We start from the raw sequence: 23,847 nt of genomic DNA, 5'->3' as shown, positions 1-23,847 counted from the left end.
ATGTACAGGTTCATTGGGGGCCGTACAGCCCCATACTCCCTGTGGTTCGAACCCGCCCCACAGGGAGGAACACCATGGCCCTCATCACCCGTCGCAGAGCCCTCACCGCGTTCGGCGCCACCCTCGCGGTCGTCCTCGCCCCGCCCGCCGGGAGCGCGTTCGCCGCCGAACAGGGGCACCGCCGACGCCCGTTGTGGCGCGCCCACGCCCACAACGACTACGAGCACCCCCGGCCCCTCTTCGACGCCCTCGACCACCGTTTCGGCAGCGTCGAGGCCGACATCTTCCTCGTCGGCGACCAACTCCTCATCGGACACGACGCATCCGAACTCGACCCGAGCCGCACCCTCGAATCCCTCTACCTGGACCCGCTCTCCGCCCTCGTGAAGGCCAACCACGGCTCCGTGTACCGGGGTTGGCGCAAGCCGCTCCAGCTCCTGATCGACATCAAGACCGAGGGCTCCTCGACGTATCTCGAACTCGACCGTCATCTCCAGCGCTACAAGCACCTGTTCACCACCTACGCCCACGGACGCGTCCACCAGGGCGCGGTCACCAACGTCATCTCCGGCGACCGCGCGGCCCGCATCCCCATGGAGGCGCAGACCGTGCGCCGCGCCTTCTACGACGGCCGGCTCACCGACCTCGGCACCTCGGCGCCCGCCTCCTTCATCTCGCTCATCAGCGACAACTGGCAGAACAACTTCACCTGGCTCGGCGACGGCGCCTTCCCCGACGCCCAGCGGCAGAGGCTGCGCGACATCGTGCGGCAGGCGCACGCGGCCGGGCAGACCGTGCGGTTCTGGAACACCCCGGATCTGGCGGGCCCCGCCCGTGAAGCGCTGTGGGAGGAGCTGTTCGCCGCCGGTGTGGACTTCCTCAACACCGACGACCTCGCCGGTCTGGAAGCCTTCCTGGACGCCCACCGCACGGCGTGACACCACACGTTCGGGGGACACGTCGATAGCCCGGATGAACCCTCCGCTGCGCCACACTTGCGGCCGAACGCCGCGAACCAGACACGGCGGCGTGGCGGAGGAGGGTGACGATGGCCATTTCCATCTCTGTGGTGCTGCTGCTCCTGATCCTTGCGGTGATCTTCATGCGCAGCGGCGGGCTGAAGCTCTCCCATGCGCTGGTCTGCGCACTGCTCGGGTTCTTCATGGCCAGTACCAGCATGGCGCCCACGATCCACAGTGGCCTGACGGCCACCGCGGATCTGGTGAGCGGACTCCATCCATGAGGTCAGCGGGTCGGTCAGCGCGTTGAGAAGACCCCGACACCGTTCGGTACGGGCCGCTCGGCGCCTCCGCTGGGGTGGTTCCGTACCGTGACGGCGCTCGCGCCGGGTGCACGGGCGACCAGCGTCGTCGAGCCGCCGCCGTCCAGACTGAAGGCGTCGACCGAGCCCAACTTCCGCATCTCGGCGGCGACTTCGGTGATCGTCAGGCCGCTGCGGTACGCGACCGCGCCGTCCGTCGCGAACAGCAGCAGACGGTGGCCGTTCTGCGCGATGCCCACGGCGGTGCGCACGGCCGAGGTCGTGTTGTCCAGGCCGGACAGCGGCCGGCCGCCCCGCAGCACCGGGTAGCCGCCCAGGGCGAAGCGGTACGGAACCCCGGACCTCGACGCCACCAGCCGGTGCACCACCTGCACCCGCTCGCCGACGGACAGCTTCCGCAACCGCTGCGCACCTGCCTCACGGCCGACGAGGACGGTGGTGCCCGCGGCGATGGCACCACCGCCGGGAGTGTGGGACGCCGACACGACTCTCGCGTGGCGAATGGTGACTTCGTAGGTGTCCGTGCTGCACGCGGCGGCCCGGTTCGTGTCCGTGCCACATGTGGCACGCACCCGGGAGACGCTGCCCCACTGTGTGGTGAACGCACCGATGGAGTTCACCGGCAGCGCGTACTGGTTGAACCCGCCGAGCGGCATCCGGCCCCGCGGCGTACCGACCGTCCCCTTGAGGGTGAGGCTGTCCAGCCGGGCCACGCGGTCGACACCCACGCCGAGCACGTTCCGCGTGTTCGTGCCGGGCGGCAGCGCGGGCCCGAAGCGCTGACCGTCCGGCACTGCCCCCTTGAGCGCGACACCGCTCGCGACGGCCGGTCCGTCGGTGGAACCCGTGGCCGCGACGCCCGGGTGCTGGGTCTCGCTGATGTCGAAGAAGTCGCCGTTGACGCCCGCGACGGCGCCCGCCGAGTCGGCCAGCTCGGATACGGGCTCCCGGGCCGCCACCGCGCCCGGGTACAGCAGGTTGACGCGCACATGGGCGTTGCGCAGGTCCACCACGACCACATGGGCGTGGGTCACGCCCCTGGCCGCCCTGATGTCGAACTGCCGGTAGGTGACGCCCGGCGCGAGCCGCGTAGTGCCCGGCACGGCGCCGGCCGGTGCCGCCCCCACCAGGGCCGCACCGGCCAGCGCGCCGAATGCCGTGAGAGTCGCGAGTACCGGCTTGCCTGTTCTTAGACGTTCGGCTCTGAAACGTGCTGCTCCGGAACGCTTCTGACGATGCGTCACAGTGCCCCCTGATGTCTCGTCAACTCCTCCAGGACTCAGGGGAAGTGCATCAGAAGACCATGACCGGGGTGGCTCCTAGGCGCCGACTACACGGGAACGGGTGAGAAAACGCACCCCCTCGGGTGCTTCCAGCGAGAAACCGCTGCCGCGACCCGCTACGACGTCCACGATCAGCCGCGTGTGGCTCCAGACCTCGTACTGGCTGCGCGAGATCCAGAACGTCACGGGTTCCGGCACGCCCTCGACCTCCAGCTCGGCGAGCAGCACGTCCGAGCCGCCCGTACGGAACTCGCCCTCCGGGTAGCACATCGGCGCACTGCCGTCGCAGCAGCCGCCGGACTGATGGAACATCAGCGGGCCGTGCTGTGCGTGCAGTTGGCGCAGCAGGTCCTCCGCGGCGGGGGTGAGTTCGACGCGCGGGGTGTTGTCGTCCATGTCTGCCGTCCCCAGTAGCCGGATGCGGTGGCCCATCGCAGCACACACAAGGTTGCGAGAGGGTTGCGTGTTCATTCGGCTCTTCTACTCGGCTCGGAGTGCGGTCGCCGTGCGGACGCGTGCCGCCCAGCCGGCCGGCAGCAGGGAGCCGAGGACGGCGACGGCGACTCCGGTGAGCCCGAGCAGGACCAGGTCCCCTGCGCCGTAGACCCCGACGACGAAGTCGGGCAGCCGCAGCCCCGCCGCCCGGCCCATCGCGGAGATCACCGCGTGGTGCACGGCCAGGCCCAGCGGTACGCCGAGGGCGCCGCCGGCCAGTCCGGGCAGGACGACCGAGGCCACGACCATCGCGACGGTCTGGCGGGGTGTCATGCCGAGCGCCTTGTGGATGCCCAGGTCGCGGACGCGCTCGTGGGTGTCGAGGACGACCCCGCCCAGCACTCCGAGTCCGGCGACACAGACCAGCAGCACGGTGAGCAGTGCGGTGAGCGAGTCGAGAACGGTCGCGGTGTCGCTGCCGTTCGCGTACTTGGCGCTCGTGGCGCCGACTCCGAGGGGTTTCAACTCCGCGTTGAGCGCGGTGACATACGCGTCCGCGTCGGTGCCGGGTTTCAGATCGACGTACTCGGTCGTGGACTTGAGGCCGGGTGCGGCGGTCCTGAGTGTGGCGGCGTCGGTGAAGAGCCTGCGGCCGTCGTTGCCGGTGTCGAACACCTCGCCGACGATCCGGACCGCAACCGGCTTGCCCCGCAAGGTGATGGTGACGGTGTCGCCGACTGTCGCACCCGTGGCGGTCAGGACCGTGCTCGGCACCACGGCCTCGCCCGCCCCGCTGAACCACCGCCCGCCGACCATCGTGAAACCGCCCCAGGAGGCGTCACCGTCGAACGCGGTCACGGTGACGGGGCCGCTCATCCCCGACACGGCCGCGTCGAGGGAGGTGCTGCCGTAGTAGGCGCGGGTGCCGGGTTGGGCCGCGATCGCGGCGGTGACCGAAGGGGGTAGCGCGGTCGGATCGGAAGCGGTGGGCGTGGCGGGATCGGCGGTCGTCGGCCGCCCCTGGTGAACCGCCTTGCCGGAACCGGCAGTTCCTGCCTGCCCTGCCGGTGCGCCGACCGTTACGTCCGCGGCGTTGTGGTTCTTGGCCGCGATCACCTCGCCCAGCGACGCGGACAGACCGGTGGCGAAGGTGACGGCAGCGGCGCCGAACAGCACCGCCACGACCGTCGCGGCAGCACGGGCGGGCCGCGCGAACGGCCGCGCCAGCCCCAGCTCCACGGGCCGTGACAGCGGAAGCCGGGCAGCCGCGCCGGCGGCCCACCGGCCGAGGTTCGTCCGCGGAGGTCGGGCGGTTGTCGAGGCAGCCCGCTGGTCTCGGTCCGCCGCTGTGAGCCGGTCGGTCGTCCGGTCGGGCCGCCGGTCCTGGCCCACCACGGGAAGTCCGGCCGTCGCCCTGGCCGCCCACCGGGACCGGCCCGCCACGGGGAGCCAGGCTCCTGCCGCGGCCGTCCGCCTGCTCCGGGCCGCCACCGGAGTGCGCCCGACGGTCAGTGCCTCGACCGTCCGCAGCTGCCCGGCCCGCCAGGCGCTCGCGCATGCGGTGCCGGTGACCACGGCCAGCACCCCGCCGATCACCGCGACATCGACCCACACCTCGATGTCGAGCCCGGCCGTGCCGTAGGCGTCCGCGGTGTCGGAGAGGACCGGTACCGCGAGCAGATGTCCGGCGACCGTACCGAGCGCCGCCCCGACCGCGGCCGGAATCAGGGCCTGTCCGGCGCAGGCCCGGACGACCTGCCCGGGGGTGCAGCCGACCGCCTTGAGGACACCGATCCGGCGCGTCCCCGTGGCCACCGCGCCCGCGACCACATTGCCCACGATCAGCACCGACATGACCAGCCCCAGCACCCCGAACGAGACCAGGAACGGCACGAACAGCGCGGTGTCCCGGGTGGCGATCTTCTTCACGCCCAGCCAGGACTGCGCCCCGGTCAGCGACTTCGCGGGCAGCGCGGCCGTCAATGCGGCGCGGTTCCGGGCCAGTTGGGCCGAGGTGCGGGCATGTGCGAAGCGGTACAGCATCTGGTAGCCGCCGACCCGTCCGGACGGCGTCGACTTCGCGATCTGCGACGGCAGTACCCAGGCGTCGGCGGTACGGCTGACCGAGCGCGCCACACCGACCACGGTCAGCGCCGGGCTGCCGGGCAGATCGGGGAACTCCAGCTTCTGGCCGAGCCGCACCTCGGGCCCGGTGTCCGCCGAGACGACGAGCTCGCCGGGATTCTCGACCCAACGGCCCCTGAGCACCGCCACCTTGTCGACCGCACCGCCGGGCGTCGCCCGGCCCGCCAGCGCGAGCGGGGCGCCGTTCTGCCCGCCGAACCCAGGGGTGACGGTCGCGGTCGGGAACGGGCCGGACGCCGCCGTGACCCCCGACACCCTTGCGGAGTCCGCGAGTTGGGCGGCCGTGGCCCGGCTCGCGTCGAACTGCGCGGTCAACTGCGCCCCGTGCTGCCGGTCGAAGGCCTTCTCGAACGGCGCCTCGGACGACACGAGGAGCGCACCGCCGAGCACGGACGCCGTCACGGCCAGCAGCGTGGCCAGCCCGATCACCAGTGTCTGCACCCGGCGCCGCGCCATGCCCGAGCCGATCACCCGCCCCAGCACACTCATCGGACCGACCCCGGCTCCGTGACGGTGCCGGACGTGCTGGAGGGGACGTGCCCGCCGTCCTCCGTGCCCGTGTCGGACGTGATGCGGCCGTCGGCGAGCCGGACGGTGCGCCGGGTGCACGACTCGGCCAGAGCCAGGTCGTGCGTGACCACGAGGATCGTCTGACCGTCGGCGTTCAACTCCCGCAGCAGCCGGCTGACGTCCTCCCCGGACGCGGAGTCCAGCGCGCCGGTCGGTTCGTCGGCCAGCAGCAGTGCGGGACGGTTCATCAACGCCCGTGCCACCGCGACCCGTTGACGCTCACCGCCGGACAACCGGCTGGGAAATGCGCCGGCGTGCCGGGCGATGCCGAGCGACTCCAGCAACTCGGCCGTCCTGGTCCGGGATTCGCGCCGCCCGAGGCCGCTCAGCTGGGCGGGCAGGGCGATGTTGTCGGCGACCGACAGATCTTCCAGCAGATTGAAGAACTGGAACACCGTCCCGATCCGTGCCCGCCGGTAACGGGCCGCCCCGGCCTCGCCCAGCCGGTCGACACGTACGCCGTCCACCGTGACCGTCCCGGAGTCGGGCCGGTCCAGACCGGCGACGAGATTCAGCAGCGTCGACTTGCCGCTGCCCGAAGGTCCGAGGACCGCGACGGCCTCACCGGCCCGCACGCTCAGCGACGCGTCCTCCAGCGCGGGCGGTCCGCTGCCGTAGCGGCGGCTCACGTCGAGGAGTTCGATGAGCGGTGTCGTCATGGTGGCCTTCTTCAGGGTGAGTTGCTCGCATCGGACGCCACCGACGCTAGGAACACCCCCGCCCGGGGCGCGCCGGTCGCCCGGGGTAATTGCCGTACCGCACCGGGCCGATGGCCCGGGATCTCATCCCCGAGATGTAGCCGCCGGATGTAGGCGGCCCGTCCGCCGGAGGGATTCCGGGCGGTGCGATCACCCGGGACAATGGGCCGGTGACGGTGGGAGAGGAAGTTCCGGTCCGGCTGCGCCGGGCGGCCCGGGCGCTGCTGCGTCCCGGTGGCCTGCTGCCGCGCCCCACAGGACAACAGCGGCTCGTCGACGCCGCGTTGGCGCTCGTCCTCACCTTCGTGGCGATGCAGTACGCGTGGGGCGACGGCTACGACGAGGCGCACCGGCACCGTATGACCGACCTGGTGGTCGTCGTGTTCCTGGCCTCGGCCTCGCTGGCGTGGCGGCGCCGCTACCCGCTCGCCGTGCTGTGGATCGTGACGGCCGCGATGGCACTGACCCCGGACGACGTGGCCCGCCTCACCTTCTACTCCTGCGTCATCGCCGCCTACAGCGCGGCGGCCTACAGCCCCCACCGGCTGCCCACCCTGGCGAGCCTCACCGTGGCGATCGTCCTCATCAGCAGGTCGGGCGCCACGGGGCCGCCCAATCCGTACGCCTACGTCGCACCCACCGTGCCCACCCAGTACGTCGCCCTCTTCATCTCGGCGCCGCTCGTCGTGGCCGCCATCGGTCTCAGGACCTGGAAGCTGCGGGCGGCCGAGACCCACACCCGGCTGACGGCGGTGCAGAACGCCAGGACCGAAGAGCTCCACCGGGCCGTGGAACACGAACGCGCCCGTATCGCCCGCGAGTTGCACGACGTCGTCACGCACAACGTCAGCGTGATGGTCATCCAGGCCGGTGCCGCCCGCAAGATCATGGACAAGTCCCCCGACCGGGCGCGCGAGGCGCTCCTCGCGGTCGAGGCGGGCGGCCGGGCGGCGATGGGGGAACTGCGCGACGTGATGGGCCTGCTCACGATGGACGTGCGCACCGAGATGGACGCGGGTGACGAAGAGGGCTTCGAGCCTGCGGGGACGGAGCCGGAGACTCTCGCCCCGCAACCGGGCCTGGACCGGCTGGAGGCCCTGGTCGGCCGGATACGCGGTGTCGGAGTGCCGGTCGAACTGACCGTCTCCGCAACCCCACGCGCACTGTCCCCGGGAGTCGAACTGGCCGCCTACCGCGTGGTCCAGGAGGCCCTGACCAACACCGTGAAGCACGCGTCCGGAGCCCGTGCGAGGGTCCAGGTGTCGTACGGCGAGGACGAACTCCGCGTCGAGGTCACCGACACCGGCGGCAGGCCCGGCCCCGCCGCGGCCACCGGCAACGGCCGCGGACTGATCGGCCTGCGCGAACGCCTCGCCGTCTACGGCGGCACCCTGCGCACGGGCCCCCGCGCCCTCGGCGGCTACCGCGTACAGGCCCGGATCCCGCTGCTTCCCCTGGGGGACTTGTGAACGGCGCGCCGCGCGTTGTGGTCGCGGACGACCAGGCCCTCGTACGCACCGGCTTCCGGCTGATCCTCGACGCCGACGGGATCGAGGTCGTCGCCGAGGCGACCGACGGCGCCGAAGCCGTCGAGGCGGTCCGCCGTACCCGGCCCGACGTGGTGCTGATGGACATCCGGATGCCCGACATGGACGGTCTGGAGGCAACCCGGCGCATCCTCGGTGGTGCCGCGGACGCGCCGCGCGTGGTCATGCTCACCACGTTCGACCTCGACCACTACGTCTACGCGGCGCTCGCCGCCGGAGCCAGCGGCTTCCTCCTCAAGGACGTCACGCCGGAACACCTCGTGGCCGCCGTCCGCACGGTCCGGGCCGGCGACGCGCTGCTCGCCCCCGCCATCACCCGCCGCCTGGTCCAGCGATTCGCCCGCCGCAGTGCGGAACGACCGTCCCTGCACCGCGACCTGGCCGCCCTCACACCCCGCGAACTGGACGTCCTGCGCCTCCTCGCCCAGGGCCTGAGCAACGCCGAACTGGCCACCGGACTCCACCTGTCCGAGGCCACGGTGAAGACCCATGTCTCCCACATCCTCGGCAAACTCACCCTCCGCGACCGCGCCCAGGCAGTCGTCGTCGCCTACGAGACGGGCCTTGTCAGCCCCGGGTCGTACGACAACGGTGATGGCGCGGAGCCGCGCGGGTGGCCGCGCGGGGCGTAATGGCTTGGTCGTCACCGCGTGTCGCGGAGCCGAAGAAGGTACGTGGCGGTCAGCGCGACGGCACGGTCACCGTCCTGCGCCAGTTCCACCAGGGCACGTGAGGCCGTCGGCCCCGGAATGTCCGCCAGTGCCTGGGTCAGCCGTCCGCGTGCGGGTGCCTCGGTGGTGTCGTCGGCAAGGCGGTCGACGAGTCCGGTCGCGATCCGGTCCGCTGTTTCCGTGCCGCTCGCCAGCACGCTCAGCGCGTCGGCTGCGTCGGTGTCGTTCCTTCCCTCCACGACCATGGCGATGAGCGCCGGGACCGCGTCGGCCACACCACGTGTACCGAGCGCCAGAGCCGCATACCCGCGGACCACGGCGTCGGGGCTCGCGAGGGCGTCCCGCAGCCGCGCGGCGGCTTCGTCGCCGGGCAGCTCGACGAGGGCTTGCACAGCACGTTCCCGCACCGTGGCCACCGGTGAGCCGAGGGCCTCCGCCAGCAGCGCCGGGGCGCCGCCGTCCTCCGATCGCGCGAGCGCCCAGCGCAGGGCGCCCGCGACGTTCGGCTCGCTCTCGCCGAGTGCCGCCTCGACGAGAGCCTCCACGGGAACCTCGTCGCCCGAGGAGAGGACCGCGCGCTGACGCGCGTCGGCGCTCTTCGACCCCAGTGCCTGGAGGAGCGCGACGATCTGGAGCACATCCTCCCAGCCGGCGGGGTCCGCGGCACGGATCCGGCGGAGCCGGGTGAGCAGCTCGGTCTCCGCCGCGATGCGGTCACACGTCTGCCGGACCAGGTCGCCGACGAGCGCCGAGGGCGTGAAACCGGGGTCGTCGAGCGCGCCCGATGTCACGCAGCGACAGGCCCAGCGACCGTAGGCTCTCGATGTGGAAGATCCGCCGGATGTCCTCCGGGGAGTACTCCCGATAACCGGATCCCGTACGACCCGAAGGCCGCACCAGGCCGAGGGATTCGTAGTGCCGGAGCATGCGGGCACTGACTCCGGACCGTCTCGCCACCTCACCGATCAGCACGGTTCTCATCGTCCGTCCCGGGCGCGCCGGTGAGGGCCACGACGCGCTTGGCCTCCTCGATCGCCGATTCGAACCCGGCGTCCGGGTCGCGCAGCAGCCTCTGTGTGGCGAGTGCGTGCGCACGCACCTGGGGGGCGGGGGACGTCGTCGCAGCACGCAGAGCCGGCACGATCACCTCGCCCAGCGCGACCAGCGCCTTGCTCAGACTCAGCTGTGTCCCCTGCTCACCGCGCCCGAGTTGCGTCGCCAGCGCCGTGGCCAGCGCGGACTCCTCGCCTTCCGGCACAAGCACGACCGCGGCCCGCCACGCGCTCCTCGCCACCTCCTCGTCGGCGTCGGACAACAGTGCCCGGGTGATTGCCGGCCATGCCTGCCGGTCCCCGATCTTGGACAGCGTGTGCAACGCCTGGCTGCGTGCCTGCGCACGCTCCGAACGGACTTCGCGGAACAGCTCGGGGAGCGTCAGGGACACCGGATGGCGGGTGAGCGCCCAGGTCAGCATGTCCCGGATGAAGAACTCGGGCTCGATCGCGCATCGCTCGACGAGCTTGCCGACGAAGCCCGGGTCAGGCGCCGTCCCGACCGCCAGGGCCGCCCGCAGCCGCACGGACGAGCTCGTGTCCTCCAGCGCCTGGAGCGTACGTATCGCATCCGTGTCCTGTCTCGTCATGGTCATCGGGACCACCTCCTGGCAAGCAGTGAAGACCTTGTCACCGTGTCAAGGTCAAACGGTGGTGCACGCACCGCGGTCCGTTCGAAGGGTCCGGACCCTTCGGTGCGTCCGCCGGGCAGGTCATCGGTCGGTGGACAGGGCGAGGAGGTCGGCGAACAGGCCGCCTCCGGCGGCGAGCTGGTCGTAGGGGCCCTGTTCGGCGATCCGGCCGTGGTCCATGACGAGGATCCGGTCGGCGATCTTGGTGTTGACGAGCTGGTGGGTCACCACGATCGTGATGCAGTCGCCGGAGAGCGCCTTGATCCTCCGGAGGATGGTGTGCTCGCCGCGGGCGTCCATCTCCGAGGTCGGCTCGTCCAGGATCAGCAGTCCCGCCCTGCGGTAGAGGGCGCGTGCGCAGGCCAGGCGCTGCCACTGCCCGCCGGAGAACTCACTGCCGCCCCACACGTCCCGGGCCAGCAACGTGTCCAGCCCGGCCGGGAGTTGGCGCACGGCCTCGGTCAGGCCGACCGCGTCGATCGCCTCCCGGACCAGGGCGTCGCCGTCCTCGCGGGGCTGGCCGAGGGTGACGTTGTCGCGCACCGACAGCGGCCACTGCGCGAAGGACTGGGGCACCAGCCCGGACCGGACCCACAGACTGTCGGGGTCGAGGCGGGTGACGTCCTCGCCGTTCCAGGAGACCGTGCCCTTGTCGGCCAGGAGGATTCCGGCGAGCAGCCGGACCAGGGTGGACTTCCCGGACCCGTTCTCACCGACCAGGGCGAGGATCTCCCCCCGGCGCACGGTCAGCGACACTCCGGCGACGGCCGGGGCCTCCTTGCCCGGATACCGGTACACCGCCTCTTCGACCCGGATCTCCGTGACCGGCCCGGTCACCGTCGACTCACCCCGTTTGGGGGCGTGTTGGTCGGCGTAGTCGAGGAAGGAGTCCATGTCGGCGAGGTAGAGCGAGGTGTGGAACATGGCCGCGCCGTAGATGACGACCTGGGAGAGCGCCGCGAGGGTGGTCTGCACGGCGACGACCGCGGTCCCGGCGATCGCCGGCTCGATCCTCCCGGTGCTCACCAGCCACGCCAGCGCCGCCCAGGTCGCGACGAGGAAGATCCCGCCGATCGCCGAACTGGACAGCACGATTCTCAGCATCCGGGGAGCGGCGGTCAGCGTGCGGGCGTCGATCCGCTCGGAGATCGTCCGGTACCAGAAGTTGAGATAGCCGGTCATCGTGTTGGCGCGGATCTCGTCGGTGAACTTCGCGCTGGTCGCCCAACCCCGCAGGTTCTGGCGGACGTTGCGGTCCCCCACGTTCGCGTAGTGCGTCTCGTAGGTGACCCGGGCGTGCAGCACGGCGCCGACGCCGGCGGGGACCACGGCGAGCAGCAGCAGGGGCAGCAGCAGCGGGTGCAGCACCGTCAGCACCCCGCTCGCGGTGACCATCCGGATGACGGCGGCGGTGAGACGGGTGGCGTCCTGGACCATGACGTGGCCGCGGACCACACCCATCTCCGCGGCCTCCTGCCGGTCCGCGCACCCGTCCTCGGCGCGCGCGGCGGCCTCGATCCGGCACACCGCGGCCACCAGGGAACTGTCCGCCTCCGTGGTCAGCACCGGAGTGATCCGGCCGTCGGCGTACGACGACAGCGCGGTCGCCGTCCTGCTGACGATCGCGGCCACCGTGATGACGAGGAGGGCGGGCAGCGCCTGGTGGAGGCGGTCGGGCACCGGGCCGGTGCCGAAGACCGCGCGCATCGCGTGCGCGGTGGCCGTCAGCTGGACCGCGGCGCCGGCGCCGACAGCCAACTGGCAGCCGGCCAGCAGCAGTACGGCCTGCCGGTCGATCGCCCAGGCCGTGCACGCGGTCCGCGACAGCACCGACGGCAGCCGCCGCACCATCGCCGCGAACGAGACCTCCTCCAAGGGGTTCTTGCTGTACTTGCCGCCGTAGCGCAGCTCGGCGGGCGGCGGCGGAGCGACCCGCCCCGCCCCCACGGGCAGCGTCGGCCGGGAAGCGGCGCTCACCGGGCCGCTCCCCGTGCCTCGCCCGGGCAGCACACGGATGCCCGGCCGGACGGTACGGCCTTCGGATCGGGCCTCACACGCCCACCTCGCTCTTGAGCCGGTCCAGTACCGTCCTGGCGGTGTCGGCCGCCGCCCGGTCCTCGCGGACCAGACCCCCGGCCAGCGACCGCACCGCGTGCAGCCCCGTCAGACAGCGCAGGGCCTGCTGCTCCTCGGCGCTCGGCGTGCGGCCGTAGCCTTCGAAGAACGCGGCGCGCACCCGCGGCCGTTCGGCCCACGGCCCGTGGGCGAGGTGGACGAAGTCGACGACGACCGGGGCGAAACGCGCCCGGTCGAAGTCCTGGAGGGCCGGCCGCGCGGCGCCGGACCAGCGGAGGCCGGCTTCGACGCCGCCTCCGTGGACGAAGCCCAGGGGCAGCCGGTCCAGGACGCGCAGGTGGTCGGCGAGCGATGTGACGAACTTCCGTTCCGCCGAAGACAGTTGGTCACCGACCGCGTCGGTATGGCGGGCGGCCGCGTCGGCGAGACGGGACAGGAACGCGGACGCCTCACGGCGCGCGGTGGGGGTGGGCCGTCCGGCCTGGTGCAGTTCGGCGACGAGCATTCCGGCCCGCCAGTGGACCGTCTGCAGCGCGGTCTCCGTCAGCCGTGCCTGTGACAGGGGTGTGCCGGGCAGGGGGGTCAGGATCATCGCCAGGTGCCGGGCCGAAGTAGCCACCAGGCGCGGTGCGTTGCCGGGACCGAGGGCGGGCACGGCGTGCCGGTAGGCGAACGTCTCCCGGGTGAAGGCCCCTGGCGACGGCGCGGTCTTGAGGTGGAAACGGGCGTTGTCCGACCCGCGGACCACATGCCACACGGCCGCGGGCGACGAGCCGGGCGGGAGACGGCGTACGCCGGTGAGCGGGCCCAGGGTCTTCTCGGCCCAGGAACGGAGCGGGGACGCAAGGAAGTTCGGGTCGGTCATGCCCCCCACCTCGGTGTCGGTCGTGACATATCCGCGACGGGCGACACGGCGGCCCTGGCACCGGACGCCGTGACGGCGGCACCGGTACCGCACGTCGGACGAGGACCGGCAGCCGCCCGAGTGGCCTCGGGCCGACCGGGGACGGGATGGGCGCAGACGACGGGGGTGGGGTTCATGGTTCCTCCAGTGGTCGGTCAGGCGGGCATCACCAACAGGGCTGCGTACAGGCAGGGTTGGGGATGACTGATGATGACCGGGACAACGAGGCCGCCGCTGGTTTCGAACACGCGTGTTTGAGCCGCTTCCTCACCGCGTGGTTGCGGGGCGTCCCGGTCGGCCACCCCTGAATTGCGGGGCTCACGGGGGTACCGGTCGTGGCCGAATCGCCGCCTGCGGCACCGCGGCACCGCGTCGGCGATGTAGCCGCGAGCGCGCACGCGACTGGCGGTCGGGGGCGGGGCGCAGGTCGCCGAGATCGCGCTGGAGATGTTTCTGTCGCGCGGCTTCGAGCGGACCGCGATCGAGGGGATCGCCAAGGCCGCGGCCAGGTCCCGGGCGACGTTCTTCCGCTACTTCCCCACCAGGATGACGTCCTCCTGGTCATGACGGAGGACCACGTCCGGCACGCGCAGGAAGCCCTTGAGCGGCGGCCGGACGACGACCGATCGGACGGCGCTGCGGCACGCCCCGGAGCCCGCCGTTCGGCAGGGCGAGGACGGTGCCGCCGCACTCCGGACGGCCCGGGCGATCCTTCGGTCGCCCTCGGTGCGCGGCCGCTACCAGGAGCACCACCCGCAGATGCGGGAACTGCGGCGCCCCGAGGTGGTCCGCCGGACCGGCGCGGCGGCCGACCCGGGTGCGTCGGCTCTCATCGCCGGCGCCCTCGGCCGCCTCGACGCGGCCATCGAGACCCGGGCCGGGCGCGACGGCACCGTCCCTCTGCCCCAGCGCTTCTCGACCAGGCCATGGGCGCGGTTCACCCACTCATCCCGTAGCCCTGGCCCACCTGCCGCGCACCCCGGCGTCCGGGACCGTGAGCGCTGCCCACCCCCGGCCCGGACACGCTCGACCACCGGTAACAACCCGGAAACCTGCACCTTGCAAGTTGCGTTGCTCGCAACCTGGTGCGTATGGCGATACCCGTATTAGCATGCCTCGCGTATCTACGGCGCGAGCGAGACGAGAGATCATGGCTCCCCTGCAATACGACTTCGTCATCGTCGGCGGTGGATCCGCCGGCAGCGCACTGGCGAACCGGCTCTCCGCGGACCCGGGCAACCAGGTGCTCGTCCTGGAGGCAGGCCGGCCCGACTACCCGTGGGACGTCTTCATCCACATGCCCGCCGCGCTGACCTACCCGATCGGCAGCCGGTTCTACGACTGGAAGTACGAGTCGGAACCCGAGCCGCACATGGGCGACCGGCGCGTCTACCACGCGCGCGGCAAGGTGCTGGGCGGTTCCAGCAGCATCAACGGCATGATCTTCCAGCGTGGCAACCCCATGGACTACGAGCGCTGGGCCGCCGACGCCGGCATGGAGAGCTGGGACTACGCGCACTGTCTGCCGTACTTCAAGCGCATGGAGAACTGCCTCGCGGCCGAGCCCGACGACGAGTTCCGCGGCCACGACGGCCCGCTCGTCCTCGAACGCGGGCCCGCCACCAACCCGTTGTTCGGCGCCTTCCTCAAGGCCGTGCAGGAAGCGGGCTATCCGCGCACCGACGACGTCAACGGCTACCAGCAGGAGGGCTTCGCGCCCTTCGACCGCAACGTCAGCCGGGGCCGCCGCCTCTCCGCCTCCAAGGCCTACCTGAAGCCCGTACGCAAGCGGCCCAACCTCACCGTCACCACCCGCGCGATGGTCAACCGAGTCCTCTTCGAGGGCAAGAAGGCCGTCGGAGTCGAGTACCGGCACCGCGGCAGGATCCACCAGGTGCGCGCCCGCGAGGTCATCCTCTGCGGCGGCGCCATCAACTCCCCCCAGCTGCTTCAGCTTTCGGGCGTCGGCAACGCGGAGGAGCTGAGCGCGCTCGGCATCGACGTCGTCCACGACCTGCCGGGCGTCGGCGAGAACATGCAGGACCACCTGGAGGTGTACATCCAGTACGCCTGCAAGCAGCCCGTCTCCATGCAGCCGTACATGGCGAAGTGGCGCGCCCCCTTCATCGGCCTGCAGTGGCTCTTGCGCAAGGGCCCCGCCGCCACCAACCACTTCGAGGCCGGCGGCTTCGCCCGCAGCAACGAGGACGTCGACTACCCCAACCTGATGTTCCACTTCCTGCCGATCGCGGTCCGCTACGACGGCTCCTCGCCGGCCGGCGGCCACGGCTACCAGGTGCACGTGGGGCCCATGTACTCCGACGCGATCGGCTCGGTGAAGATCAAGAGCAAGGACCCGCTGGAGCACCCGGCGCTGCGCTTCAACTACCTGTCCACGGAACAGGACCGCCGTGAGTGGGTCGAGTCGATCCGGGTCGCCCGCAAGCTCCTCAACCAGCCCGCGCTGGCCCCGTACAACGACGGGGAGATCTCGCCCGGCCCGTCCGTCGAGACCGACGAGGAGATCCTCGCCTGGGTCGCCAAGGAGGGCGAGACCGCCCTGCATCCCTCCTGCACCTGCAAGATGGGCACCGACGAGATGTCGGTCGTCGACCCGACCAGCATGCGAGTGCACGGAGTCGAGGGGCTGCGGGTGGTCGACGCGTCGGTGATGCCGTACGTCACCAACGGCAACATCTACGCGCCCGTCATGATGATCGCCGAGAAGGCGGCCGATCTGATCCTGGGGAAGGAGCCGCCGGCTCCCTCCAAGGCCGTCTACTACCGCCACCGCGACGCCCAGAAACAGGCCGGGTAGGCCGCGTTGGGCGGCGACGGTCTCAAGGCGCTGCTGGCGAGCGTCCGTTACGAGGTGCTGCCCGCGAAGACGACCGAGGAGAAGGTCCTCGCCCATGTACCGCGCGATGTCGTCGTCACCGTGACGGCGTCGCCGGTCAAGGGGCTGGAACCGACCCTCGACCTCGTCGGACGGCTCGCGGCACACGGCTACCGCGTGGTCCCGCATGTGCCCGCGCGGCTGCTGCGGGACGACGCGCACCTCAAGGATGTCGTCGACCGGCTCCGCCAGGCCGGCGTCGACGACGTGTTCGTCCCGGCGGGCGACGCCGATCCGCCTGCCGGGGCCTACGACGGGGCACTGCCGGTACTGCGCCGGCTCGGTGAACTGGGCGGTCCGTTCGCCCACGTCGGCATCACCGGCTACCCCGAGAGCCACCCCCTCATCCACGACGACCTCACCATCCAGGCCATGTGGGACAAGCGCGCGCACGCCACGTACATCGTGAGCAACCTGTGCTTCGACGCGCGCGTGCTGGGGGAGTGGGTCGGCCGGATCCGCCGCCGTGACGTCACCCTGCCGCTGTACGTGGGCGTCGCGGGGCCGGTGCAGCGGGCGAAGCTGCTGGCCATGGCGACGAAGATCGGCGTGGGGGAGTCGACCCGCTTCCTCACGAAGCACGCGTCCTGGTTCCTGCGGTTCGCCGCGCCCGGTGGTTACTCGCCGGACCGGCTCCTCACCCGTACCGCGGGGGCGCTCACCGCGCCCTCCGCGGGGGTCGCCGGCCTGCACGTCTTCACCTTCAACCAGCTCGCGGAGACCGAGCGTTGGCGTCGCGCGGCGCTGGACCGGCTGGGCGGCTAGCCGAACCGCGCCCGTATACGAGCGTCGCTCAGCGGAACACCACCGTACGGTTCCCGTCCACCATCACCCGGCTCTCGCTGTGCCACTTCACCGCGTGCGCCAGCACCTGCGCCTCCACGTCCCGCCCCACCGTCACCAGCTCCTCCGCGTCGAGCGAGTGGTCGACGCGGACCACGTCCTGGTCGATGATCTGGCCCTCGTCCAGCTCCGGCGTCACATAGTGCGCGGTCGCGCCCACGAGCTTCACCCCGCGGTCGTACGCCTGCTGGTAGGGGCGGGCGCCCTTGAAACTGGGGAGGAAGGAGTGGTGGATGTTGATGGCGCGCCCCTCCAGCTCCTTGCACAGGTCGTCGGAGAGGACCTGCATATAGCGGGCCAGCACCACCAGTTCGATGTCCAGGTCGCGTACCAGCTCCAGAAGACGCGCCTCGGCCTCGGCCTTCGTGTCCCTGGTGACCGGGATGTGGTGGAAGGGAATGCCGTAGGTGTCCGCGAGGCCCTCGAAGTCCCGGTGGTTGGAGACGATCGCGGGGATCTCGATGTTGAGGGCGCCGGTGCGCTTGCGGAAGAGCAGGTCGTTCAGGCAGTGGCCGAACCTGGACACCATGATCAGGGTGCGGGTCGGCGTCGAGGCGTCCCGGAGGGTCCAGGAGATGCGGTAGGCCTCGGCGACCGGACCGAATCGGTAACGCAGTGTTTTCAGGTCGGCGTTTGGATCGGAAACGTCGAAGTGGACCCTCATGAAGAAGCGGCCCTTGAGCCGATCATCGAATTGCCGGCTCTCCAGGATGTTTCCGGAGTTCCGGACGAGGAAGCCGCTCACGGCATGGACCAGTCCGGTGGTGTCCGGGCACGAGAGGGTGAGGACGAATTCGCGGCCAGGGTGCGGTCGAGGGGACATGGGCGGCCTCCGTCGGTGCGTGTTGCGCAACATGGTGAGCAATACGCAACATGGTTGGGCCGGGCGCCGCTCGCGGTCAAGAGGTGGCCGGGCAATGGGCCGCATGGCGAAATCGTCATCTGCCAACCCCTTGACGTATGTCTGCACATTCGCCAGGGTGTTCCACCACAAGCAATACGGTGCACAATGCGCAACGGAATTCGCTCGAAGGGCTCCACACGTGGCAGACCTGTATGTGGACGGAGAATGGCGCGACGCGGTGGCCGGTGGTCACCGTGAGATCCGCTGTCCCGCCGACGGCACGCTCACCGCGACCGTGTCCGAGGGAACACGTCCCGACACCGAGGCCGCGATCGCCGCCGCCCGCCGCGCCTTCGACGAAGGACCCTGGCCGCGCACCCCGGAGCCCGAGCGCGCCGCGCTGCTGCTGCGCACCGCCGACATCCTCGAGCGCGACGCCAAGGAGTTCGCCCGCGCCGAGTCGCTGGACAGCGGCAAGCGGCTGGTGGAGAGCGAGTACGACATCGCCGACGTCGTCTCCTGCTTCCGCTACTACGGCGGGATCGGCGGCACCGACGCCGGACGGGTCGTCGACACCGGGCGCGAGGACGCCGTAAGCCGGGTCGTCTATGAGCCTGTTGGAGTGTGCGGGCTCATCACGCCCTGGAACTACCCGCTGCTGCAGGCCAGTTGGAAGGTCGCCCCGGCGCTCCTCGCGGGCAACACGATCGTCCTCAAGCCCAGCGAGCTGACGCCCTCCACCTCCATCCTGCTGATGAAGGCGCTGGAGGAGGCCGGACTGCCGGCCGGTGCCGCCAACCTCGTCCTCGGGACCGGGCCCGAGGTGGGCGCACCGCTCTCCGAGGACCCCGCCGTCGACATGGTCTCCTTCACCGGAGGCCTGGAGACCGGCAAACGCATCATGGCCACCGCCGCCGCGACCGTGAAGAAGGTGGCGCTGGAGCTGGGCGGCAAGAACCCCAACGTCGTCTTCGCCGACGCCGACTTCGAGACGGCCGTGGACTTCGCGCTCACGGCCGTCTTCCTGCACTCGGGCCAAGTCTGCTCCGCCGGCGCCCGGTTGATCGTCGAGGACTCGCTGCACGACCGGTTCGTGGATGAAGTCGTCCGCCGTGCACGGCAGATCAGGCTCGGCGGCCCGTTCGACCCCGAGGCCGAGACCGGGGCGCTGATCTCCGCACAGCACCGGGAGAAGGTCGAGGCGTATGTCGCGGCCGGTATCGCGGAAGGAGCCGTGCTGCGGTGTGGTGGGGAGCGGCCGGCCGAACCCGCCCTCGCCGACGGGCACTTCTACCCGCCGACCGTCCTCGACGGCTGCACGCAGGACATGCGGGTGGTGCACGAGGAGTCCTTCGGGCCCGTGCTGACCGTCGAGCGCTTCACCGACGAGGACGACGCCGTACGCATCGCCAACGACACCGAGTACGGACTCGCCGGCGCCGTCTGGACCCAGGACGCGGGCAAGGCCCAGCGGGTCGCCCGGCGGCTGCGGCACGGCACGGTGTGGATCAACGACTACCACCCCTATGTGCCGCAGGCGGAATGGGGTGGCTTCGGACACTCGGGCGTGGGACGGGAGTTGGGACCGACCGGCCTGAACGAGTACCGAGAGCCCAAGCACATCTGGCAGAACATCCAACCCCGGCCGCAGCACTGGTTCCGCGGCTGAACGCCGAAAAGAGGTCGATCGTGACCCCAGCACAGACCGAGGTGCCGCAGCGGCGCGGCACGCCCCAGGACTCGGCTCCCACCCCGGTCATATCCGTGCGCAAGCTGTGGAAGGTGTTCGGGCCGAAGGCGGACCAGGTACCCGACTCAGAGGAACTGTGCGGGCTCACCCGCCGTGAGCTGATGGACCGCACGGGCTGCACCGCCGCCGTACGCGATGTGAACTTCGAGGTCTCGCCCGGCGAGGTCTTCGTCGTCATGGGCCTGTCCGGCTCCGGGAAGTCCACCCTGGTGCGATGTCTGACCCGGCTGATCGAACCCACCTCCGGTGAGATCGTCTTCGAGGGCGAGGACATCCGGGACGCGGACGCCAAGCGGCTGCGCGAACTGCGGCGCCGCAAGTTCTCCATGGTCTTCCAGCACTTCGGGCTGCTGCCGCACCGCAGGGTCGTCGACAACGTGTCGTTCGGCCTGGAGATCCGTGGCATGAGCAAGGCCGAGCGCACCAAACGGGCCCTGGAAGTCGTCGAGTTGGTGGGCCTGTCGGGATACGAGAACTCCTACCCCGACCAGCTCTCCGGCGGTATGCAGCAACGCGTCGGTCTCGCCCGGGCGTTGGCGGGCGACCCGGACGTCCTCCTTTTCGACGAACCGTTCTCCGCGCTCGACCCGCTGATCCGCCGCGACATGCAGAACGAGGTCATCCGGCTGCACCACGAGGTCGGCAAGACCATGGTGTTCATCACCCACGACCTGTCCGAGGCCCTCAAGTTGGGCGACCGCATCCTCATCATGCGCGACGGCAAGATGGTGCAGTGCGGTACCGGGGACGAGCTGGTCGGCGCCCCCGCCGACGACTACGTACGCGAGTTCGTGAAGGACGTGCCGCGCGGCGACGTCCTCACCCTGCGCTGGATCATGCGCCCGGCGGTGGACGGAGACGCCCTGGACGGCCCCGAGCTGGGCCCGGACGTCGTCGTACGTGAGGCCACGCGCGCGGTGCTCGCGGCCGACAAGCCCGTCAAGGTCGTCGAGAACGGCAAGCTGCTCGGCATCGTCGGCGACGAGGAGATCCTCGCGGTCGTCGCCGGGCAGGAAGGCGACGAGTGATGACCGTCGCCGTGGAGAAACCGGAGCCGGCGCAGCAAGTCGCGGACGCCGCACCGGACTTGAAGGGTCCGCGACGCAAGGTCACCCGGCCCATGATGGTCGGCGCCATCCTCGTCGTGTGGCTGGTGCTGTTCGCCGTGCTGCGCGGGAAGCAGACGCTGACGCTCGCGGCGGCCGACCTCACCGGACTGCACCGGTGGTTCAACGACCTCAACGACTCGGTCGGCGCCAACCGCAACTCCAACCCGCTCTTCCTCTACTTCTTCAACGAGATCCGCCTGGTCATCGACAACCTGGTGACCTTCGTCCAGGACCTGATCTCACAGCCGAGCGGAGACCGCCCGCTGCCGCAGATCGGCTGGCTCGGGGTCGTCGGCATCGCCGGCTTCGTCTCCTGGGCCGTGGGCAACTGGCGGGTCGCGCTCCTGGCCATGGCCGGCTTCGCCTTCTTCGGGCTCCAGGGCCTGTGGCAGGAGAGCATGGACACCCTGGCGCTGACGCTCTCCGCCGTGCTCGTGGCGCTGGTGTTCGCGATCCCGCTGGGGGTGTGGGCGGGGCTGTCCGACCGGTTCAACCGGATCATCACGCCCTTCCTGGACTTCATGCAGACGATGCCGACCTTCGTCTACCTGGCCCCGCTGACCCTGATCTTCCTGATCGGCCCGGCCTCCGCCGTCATCGCCACGGTGATCTACGCGGCCCCGCCGGCGATCCGCATCACCGCGCACGGCATCCGCTCAGTGCCGGAGACGACCGTCGAGGCGGCCGACTCGATGGGCTCGACCCGCTGGCAGTCGCTGCTGAAGGTGCTGCTGCCGATGGCCAAGCGGACCGTGGTGGTGGGCGTGAACCAGACCATCATGGCCGCCCTGGCCATGGTGACCATCGCCGCCCTGATCGACGCACCTGGTCTCGGCAAGACCGTCATGCAGGCACTGCAGTCGCTCGACGTCGGTACGGCCTTCAACGCGGGCCTGGCCATCGTCGTCATGGCGATCGTGCTGGACCGGGTCACGACGGCGTCCAGCACGCGTGCGGAGCAGGCCCGGAACTCGACGGGCCGCTTCCTGAAGTGGCGCCGCCCGCTGCTCGGTGCGGGCGCGATCGGCGTCGTAGTGCTGGTCTATCTCTCCCACACGTATCTGTGGGCGGCGCAGTTCCCCGGCGACGGCACCACCGGCAGCCACATCGCCAGCGCGGCGGACAGCGTGACGACCTGGGTGCAGGACAACCTGTCGGGCCTCACGAACGCCTTCCGCAACGCGATCACCAACGGCCTGCTCAACCCGTTCCAGTCGCTGCTCACCGACTCCCCGTGGTGGCTCGTCGGCGCGGTGCTGGTCGGGCTCGCCGTGGTGCTCGGCGGGTGGAAGGTCTCCGTCACCACGGCCGTGTGCGTGGGCCTGCTGGTGGGCACCGGCATGTGGTCGGACGCCATGACGACGCTGGCCTCGACGATCGTGGCGACGGTACTGGTGATGGTGTTCGGCATCGCCTTCGGTGTGTGGATGGGGCGCAGCATGATGGTGGACCGGCTGCTGCGGCCCACACTCGACGCGGCACAGGTCATGCCGCCCTTCGTCTATCTCGTGCCGTTCCTCGCATTGTTCGGCCCGTCGCGCTTCACCGCGATCGTCGCCGCCGTCGTGTACGCCGTACCGGTCGCCATCAAGATCACCGCCGACGGGATCCGGGACGTGCCCGAGACCACCGTCGAGGCGGCGACCGCAGCCGGCTGCAACACCTGGCAGATCATCACCAAGGTTCAACTCCCGATGGCACGCAGCGCCCTGACTCTTGCGACCAACCAGGGCCTGATCTATGTGCTGTCGATGGTTGTTGTGGGCGGCCTGGTGGGAGCCGGCGCCCTCGGCTACGACGTCGTAGCCGGATTCTCGCAGGGCGAGCTGTTCGGAAAGGGCCTGGCGGCGGGGCTGGCCATCGTACTGCTCGGAGTCATGTTCGACCGGATCACGCAGGCGGCGGCGCGCCGAACCAGCGCTTAAGGAGCTCGACACCATGGCAAGACACTGGCGAACCGGCGCGGCCGGTCTGGCCGTCCTCGGCCTCACCCTCACCGCCTGCGGCGGGGCGAAGGTAGGCGACACGTCCTCGGGATCGAGCAGCAGCTCGGGCAAGTGCGGGACCTTCAACCTCGCGGTCAACCCGTGGGTGGGCTACGAGGCGGACGCGGCGGTCGTCGCGTACGTCGCCCAGCACCAACTCGGCTGTACGGTCAACAAGAAGGACCTCAAGGAGGAGATCGCCTGGCAGGGCTTCGGGACCGGCGAGGTCGACGCCGTCCTGGAGAACTGGGGCCACGACGACCTCAAGAAGAAGTACATCACCGGCCAGAAGACCGCCGTCGAGGCCGGCCAGACCGGCAACAAAGGCCTCATCGGCTGGTACGTGCCGCCGTGGCTCGCGAAGGCCCACCCGGACATCCTGAACTACAAGAACCTCAACAAGTACGCGTCCAAGTTCAAGACCTCCGAGTCGGGCGGCAAGGGTCAGCTCCTCGACGGCGACCCCTCGTACGTCACCAACGACGCCGCGCTGGTGAAGAACCTGAAGCTGGACTTCAAGGTGGTGTACGCGGGCAGCGAGACCGCGCTCATCCAGGCCTTCCGCACCGCCGAGAAGAACAAGCAGTGGGTCATCGGCTACTTCTACGAGCCGCAGTGGTTCCTCTCCGAGGTGGCGCTCAAGAAGGTGTCGCTGCCCGCGTACACGACGGGCTGTGACGCCGTCGCGTCGAAGATCGCCTGCGACTACCCGGTCTACAACCTCGACAAGATCGTCAGCGCGAAGTTCGCCAAGTCGGGCAGCCCCGCCTACAACCTGGTGAAGAACTTCAACTGGACGAACGAGGACCAGAACACCGTCGCCAAGTACATAGCGCAGGACAAGTTGTCCGACGACGCGGCGGCCAAGAAGTGGGTCGACGCCAACAAGGACAAGGTGGACGCCTGGCTCAAGTAGCCGTAGCGGAAAGCCGGTTGACCATGCCCGGTGGGCGGTGCGCGCGGACGCGTACCGCCCACCGGGCATCGCCGTGTTCGGGCCGGTGATCAGGGGCGTCGCCCGGCGTCTCGGACCTCTTGACACCCGCTCCTCGCGCCGGGCACATTGAGTTGCGCAACCTGAAGCATGTTGCGCAGACAGCAACTGGATTGCTTTCTAGCCGGAGG

The 23,847-nt window shown here is 70.7% G+C and carries 19 protein-coding genes and 1 pseudogene; 11 read left to right on the top strand and 9 right to left on the bottom strand.

Annotation, left to right across the window (positions count from 1 at the left end; translation table 11 throughout):
- Positions 1-74 precede the first annotated feature (74 nt).
- Complete coding sequence (locus AB0I51_RS38570; protein ID WP_362983053.1) at positions 75-938, top strand: phosphatidylinositol-specific phospholipase C/glycerophosphodiester phosphodiesterase family protein; 864 nt, start codon at positions 75-77, stop codon at positions 936-938.
- A 110-nt stretch (positions 939-1,048) separates the two neighbouring features.
- A complete protein-coding gene (locus AB0I51_RS38565) occupies positions 1,049-1,243 on the top strand; it encodes a hypothetical protein (protein ID WP_026150825.1) in 195 nt (64 codons plus the stop codon).
- Positions 1,244-1,257: 14 nt separating this feature from the next.
- Here the strand turns inward: AB0I51_RS38565 and AB0I51_RS38560 are convergent, their stop codons facing one another.
- The 4 genes from AB0I51_RS38560 to AB0I51_RS38545 all read right to left on the bottom strand — a co-directional run bounded on the left by AB0I51_RS38560 (position 1,258) and on the right by AB0I51_RS38545 (position 6,374).
- On the bottom strand, positions 1,258-2,409 hold the full coding sequence (locus AB0I51_RS38560; RefSeq protein ID WP_362983052.1) for a phosphodiester glycosidase family protein: 1,152 nt from the start codon (positions 2,407-2,409) through the stop codon (positions 1,258-1,260).
- A gap of 192 nt (positions 2,410-2,601) precedes the next feature.
- Positions 2,602-2,961, bottom strand: a complete 360-nt coding sequence (locus AB0I51_RS38555) for a DUF779 domain-containing protein (protein WP_362983051.1) — start codon at positions 2,959-2,961, stop codon at positions 2,602-2,604.
- 84 nt (positions 2,962-3,045) lie between these two features.
- Positions 3,046-5,634, bottom strand: coding sequence for an FtsX-like permease family protein (locus AB0I51_RS38550; protein WP_362983050.1), 2,589 nt, complete (start codon positions 5,632-5,634; stop codon positions 3,046-3,048).
- A complete protein-coding gene (locus AB0I51_RS38545) occupies positions 5,631-6,374 on the bottom strand; it encodes an ABC transporter ATP-binding protein (protein WP_362983049.1) in 744 nt (247 codons plus the stop codon). The genes AB0I51_RS38550 and AB0I51_RS38545 overlap by 4 nt, the downstream gene beginning before the upstream one ends.
- Before the next feature lie 209 nt (positions 6,375-6,583).
- Between AB0I51_RS38545 and AB0I51_RS38540 the strand changes: the two genes are divergently transcribed.
- Together AB0I51_RS38540 and AB0I51_RS38535 are read left to right on the top strand one after the other, a co-directional pair.
- Entirely contained in the window at positions 6,584-7,882 is a 1,299-nt protein-coding gene (locus tag AB0I51_RS38540; protein WP_362983048.1) for a histidine kinase, read from the top strand.
- Complete coding sequence (locus tag AB0I51_RS38535; RefSeq protein ID WP_362983047.1) at positions 7,879-8,592, top strand: response regulator transcription factor; 714 nt, start codon at positions 7,879-7,881, stop codon at positions 8,590-8,592. The genes AB0I51_RS38540 and AB0I51_RS38535 overlap by 4 nt, the downstream gene beginning before the upstream one ends.
- An 11-nt stretch (positions 8,593-8,603) precedes the next feature.
- Here the strand turns inward: AB0I51_RS38535 and AB0I51_RS38530 are convergent.
- From AB0I51_RS38530 to AB0I51_RS38515, 4 genes and pseudogenes are all read right to left on the bottom strand, one after another.
- Positions 8,604-9,603: pseudogene (locus tag AB0I51_RS38530) on the bottom strand (MerR family transcriptional regulator).
- Positions 9,590-10,279, bottom strand: coding sequence for a HEAT repeat domain-containing protein (locus tag AB0I51_RS38525; RefSeq protein WP_362983046.1), 690 nt, complete (start codon positions 10,277-10,279; stop codon positions 9,590-9,592). The pseudogene AB0I51_RS38530 and the gene AB0I51_RS38525 overlap by 14 nt, the downstream one beginning before the upstream one ends.
- A 117-nt stretch (positions 10,280-10,396) precedes the next feature.
- Positions 10,397-12,292 carry an ABC transporter ATP-binding protein gene (locus tag AB0I51_RS38520; RefSeq protein WP_362983045.1) on the bottom strand — a complete coding sequence of 632 codons (1,896 nt, stop codon included), beginning with the start codon at positions 12,290-12,292 and terminating at the stop codon, positions 10,397-10,399.
- A 73-nt stretch (positions 12,293-12,365) separates the two neighbouring features.
- A complete protein-coding gene (locus AB0I51_RS38515) occupies positions 12,366-13,256 on the bottom strand; it encodes an aminoglycoside phosphotransferase family protein (protein ID WP_362983044.1) in 891 nt (296 codons plus the stop codon).
- A 486-nt stretch (positions 13,257-13,742) separates the two neighbouring features.
- On the opposite strand from AB0I51_RS38515, the gene AB0I51_RS38510 reads away from it, so the two are divergent.
- The 3 genes from AB0I51_RS38510 to AB0I51_RS38500 all read left to right on the top strand — a co-directional run bounded on the left by AB0I51_RS38510 (position 13,743) and on the right by AB0I51_RS38500 (position 16,956).
- The gene (locus AB0I51_RS38510) at positions 13,743-13,862 is read left to right on the top strand and encodes a TetR family transcriptional regulator (RefSeq protein WP_362983043.1); all 120 of its coding nucleotides are present in this window, start codon (positions 13,743-13,745) and stop codon (positions 13,860-13,862) included.
- A 583-nt stretch (positions 13,863-14,445) separates the two neighbouring features.
- Complete coding sequence (betA, locus tag AB0I51_RS38505; protein ID WP_362983042.1) at positions 14,446-16,113, top strand: choline dehydrogenase; 1,668 nt, start codon at positions 14,446-14,448, stop codon at positions 16,111-16,113.
- Positions 16,114-16,119: 6 nt separating this feature from the next.
- Positions 16,120-16,956 (top strand): 5,10-methylenetetrahydrofolate reductase, encoded by an 837-nt coding sequence (locus AB0I51_RS38500; protein WP_362983041.1) that lies wholly within the window; start codon positions 16,120-16,122, stop codon positions 16,954-16,956.
- 28 nt (positions 16,957-16,984) lie between these two features.
- On the opposite strand, the gene purU is transcribed toward AB0I51_RS38500, so the two are convergent.
- Positions 16,985-17,857 (bottom strand): formyltetrahydrofolate deformylase, encoded by an 873-nt coding sequence (purU, locus tag AB0I51_RS38495; protein WP_362983040.1) that lies wholly within the window; start codon positions 17,855-17,857, stop codon positions 16,985-16,987.
- Positions 17,858-18,077: 220 nt separating this feature from the next.
- Between purU and AB0I51_RS38490 the strand changes: the two genes are divergently transcribed.
- From AB0I51_RS38490 to AB0I51_RS38475, 4 genes are read left to right on the top strand one after another with little or no spacing between them, the layout of a single operon-like run.
- Positions 18,078-19,547 (top strand): aldehyde dehydrogenase family protein, encoded by a 1,470-nt coding sequence (locus tag AB0I51_RS38490; protein WP_362983039.1) that lies wholly within the window; start codon positions 18,078-18,080, stop codon positions 19,545-19,547.
- A 20-nt stretch (positions 19,548-19,567) separates the two neighbouring features.
- Positions 19,568-20,656 carry a glycine betaine/L-proline ABC transporter ATP-binding protein gene (locus AB0I51_RS38485; protein ID WP_362983038.1) on the top strand — a complete coding sequence of 363 codons (1,089 nt, stop codon included), beginning with the start codon at positions 19,568-19,570 and terminating at the stop codon, positions 20,654-20,656.
- Complete coding sequence (locus AB0I51_RS38480; RefSeq protein WP_362983037.1) at positions 20,656-22,662, top strand: ABC transporter permease subunit; 2,007 nt, start codon at positions 20,656-20,658, stop codon at positions 22,660-22,662. The genes AB0I51_RS38485 and AB0I51_RS38480 overlap by 1 nt, the downstream gene beginning before the upstream one ends.
- A 13-nt stretch (positions 22,663-22,675) precedes the next feature.
- Entirely contained in the window at positions 22,676-23,638 is a 963-nt protein-coding gene (locus AB0I51_RS38475; protein ID WP_362983036.1) for an ABC transporter substrate-binding protein, read from the top strand.
- Positions 23,639-23,847 lie beyond the last annotated feature (209 nt).

Source organism: Streptomyces sp. NPDC050549, from assembly GCF_040655035.1.
Lineage (GTDB): Bacteria > Actinomycetota > Actinomycetes > Streptomycetales > Streptomycetaceae > Streptomyces.
The sequence above is the reverse complement of the archived record's forward strand: the minus strand, read 5'-3'. Positions and strand labels throughout refer to the sequence as shown.

Bases quoted from the DNA above. Each gene is read 5' to 3' on its own strand.
- AB0I51_RS38515 (WP_362983044.1), bottom strand. From the start codon at position 13,256: ATGACCGACCCGAACTTCCTTGCGTCCCCGCTCCGTTCCTGGGCCGAG.
- AB0I51_RS38555 (WP_362983051.1), bottom strand. From the start codon at position 2,961: ATGGACGACAACACCCCGCGCGTCGAACTCACCCCCGCCGCGGAGGAC.
- AB0I51_RS38510 (WP_362983043.1), top strand. From the start codon at position 13,743: ATGTTTCTGTCGCGCGGCTTCGAGCGGACCGCGATCGAGGGGATCGCC.
- AB0I51_RS38550 (WP_362983050.1), bottom strand. From the start codon at position 5,634: ATGAGTGTGCTGGGGCGGGTGATCGGCTCGGGCATGGCGCGGCGCCGG.
- AB0I51_RS38570 (WP_362983053.1), top strand. From the start codon at position 75: ATGGCCCTCATCACCCGTCGCAGAGCCCTCACCGCGTTCGGCGCCACC.
- AB0I51_RS38475 (WP_362983036.1), top strand. From the start codon at position 22,676: ATGGCAAGACACTGGCGAACCGGCGCGGCCGGTCTGGCCGTCCTCGGC.
- AB0I51_RS38545 (WP_362983049.1), bottom strand. From the start codon at position 6,374: ATGACGACACCGCTCATCGAACTCCTCGACGTGAGCCGCCGCTACGGC.
- betA (WP_362983042.1), top strand. From the start codon at position 14,446: ATGGCTCCCCTGCAATACGACTTCGTCATCGTCGGCGGTGGATCCGCC.
- purU (WP_362983040.1), bottom strand. From the start codon at position 17,857: ATGTCCCCTCGACCGCACCCTGGCCGCGAATTCGTCCTCACCCTCTCG.
- AB0I51_RS38565 (WP_026150825.1), top strand. From the start codon at position 1,049: ATGGCCATTTCCATCTCTGTGGTGCTGCTGCTCCTGATCCTTGCGGTG.
- AB0I51_RS38480 (WP_362983037.1), top strand. From the start codon at position 20,656: ATGACCGTCGCCGTGGAGAAACCGGAGCCGGCGCAGCAAGTCGCGGAC.
- AB0I51_RS38525 (WP_362983046.1), bottom strand. From the start codon at position 10,279: ATGACCATGACGAGACAGGACACGGATGCGATACGTACGCTCCAGGCG.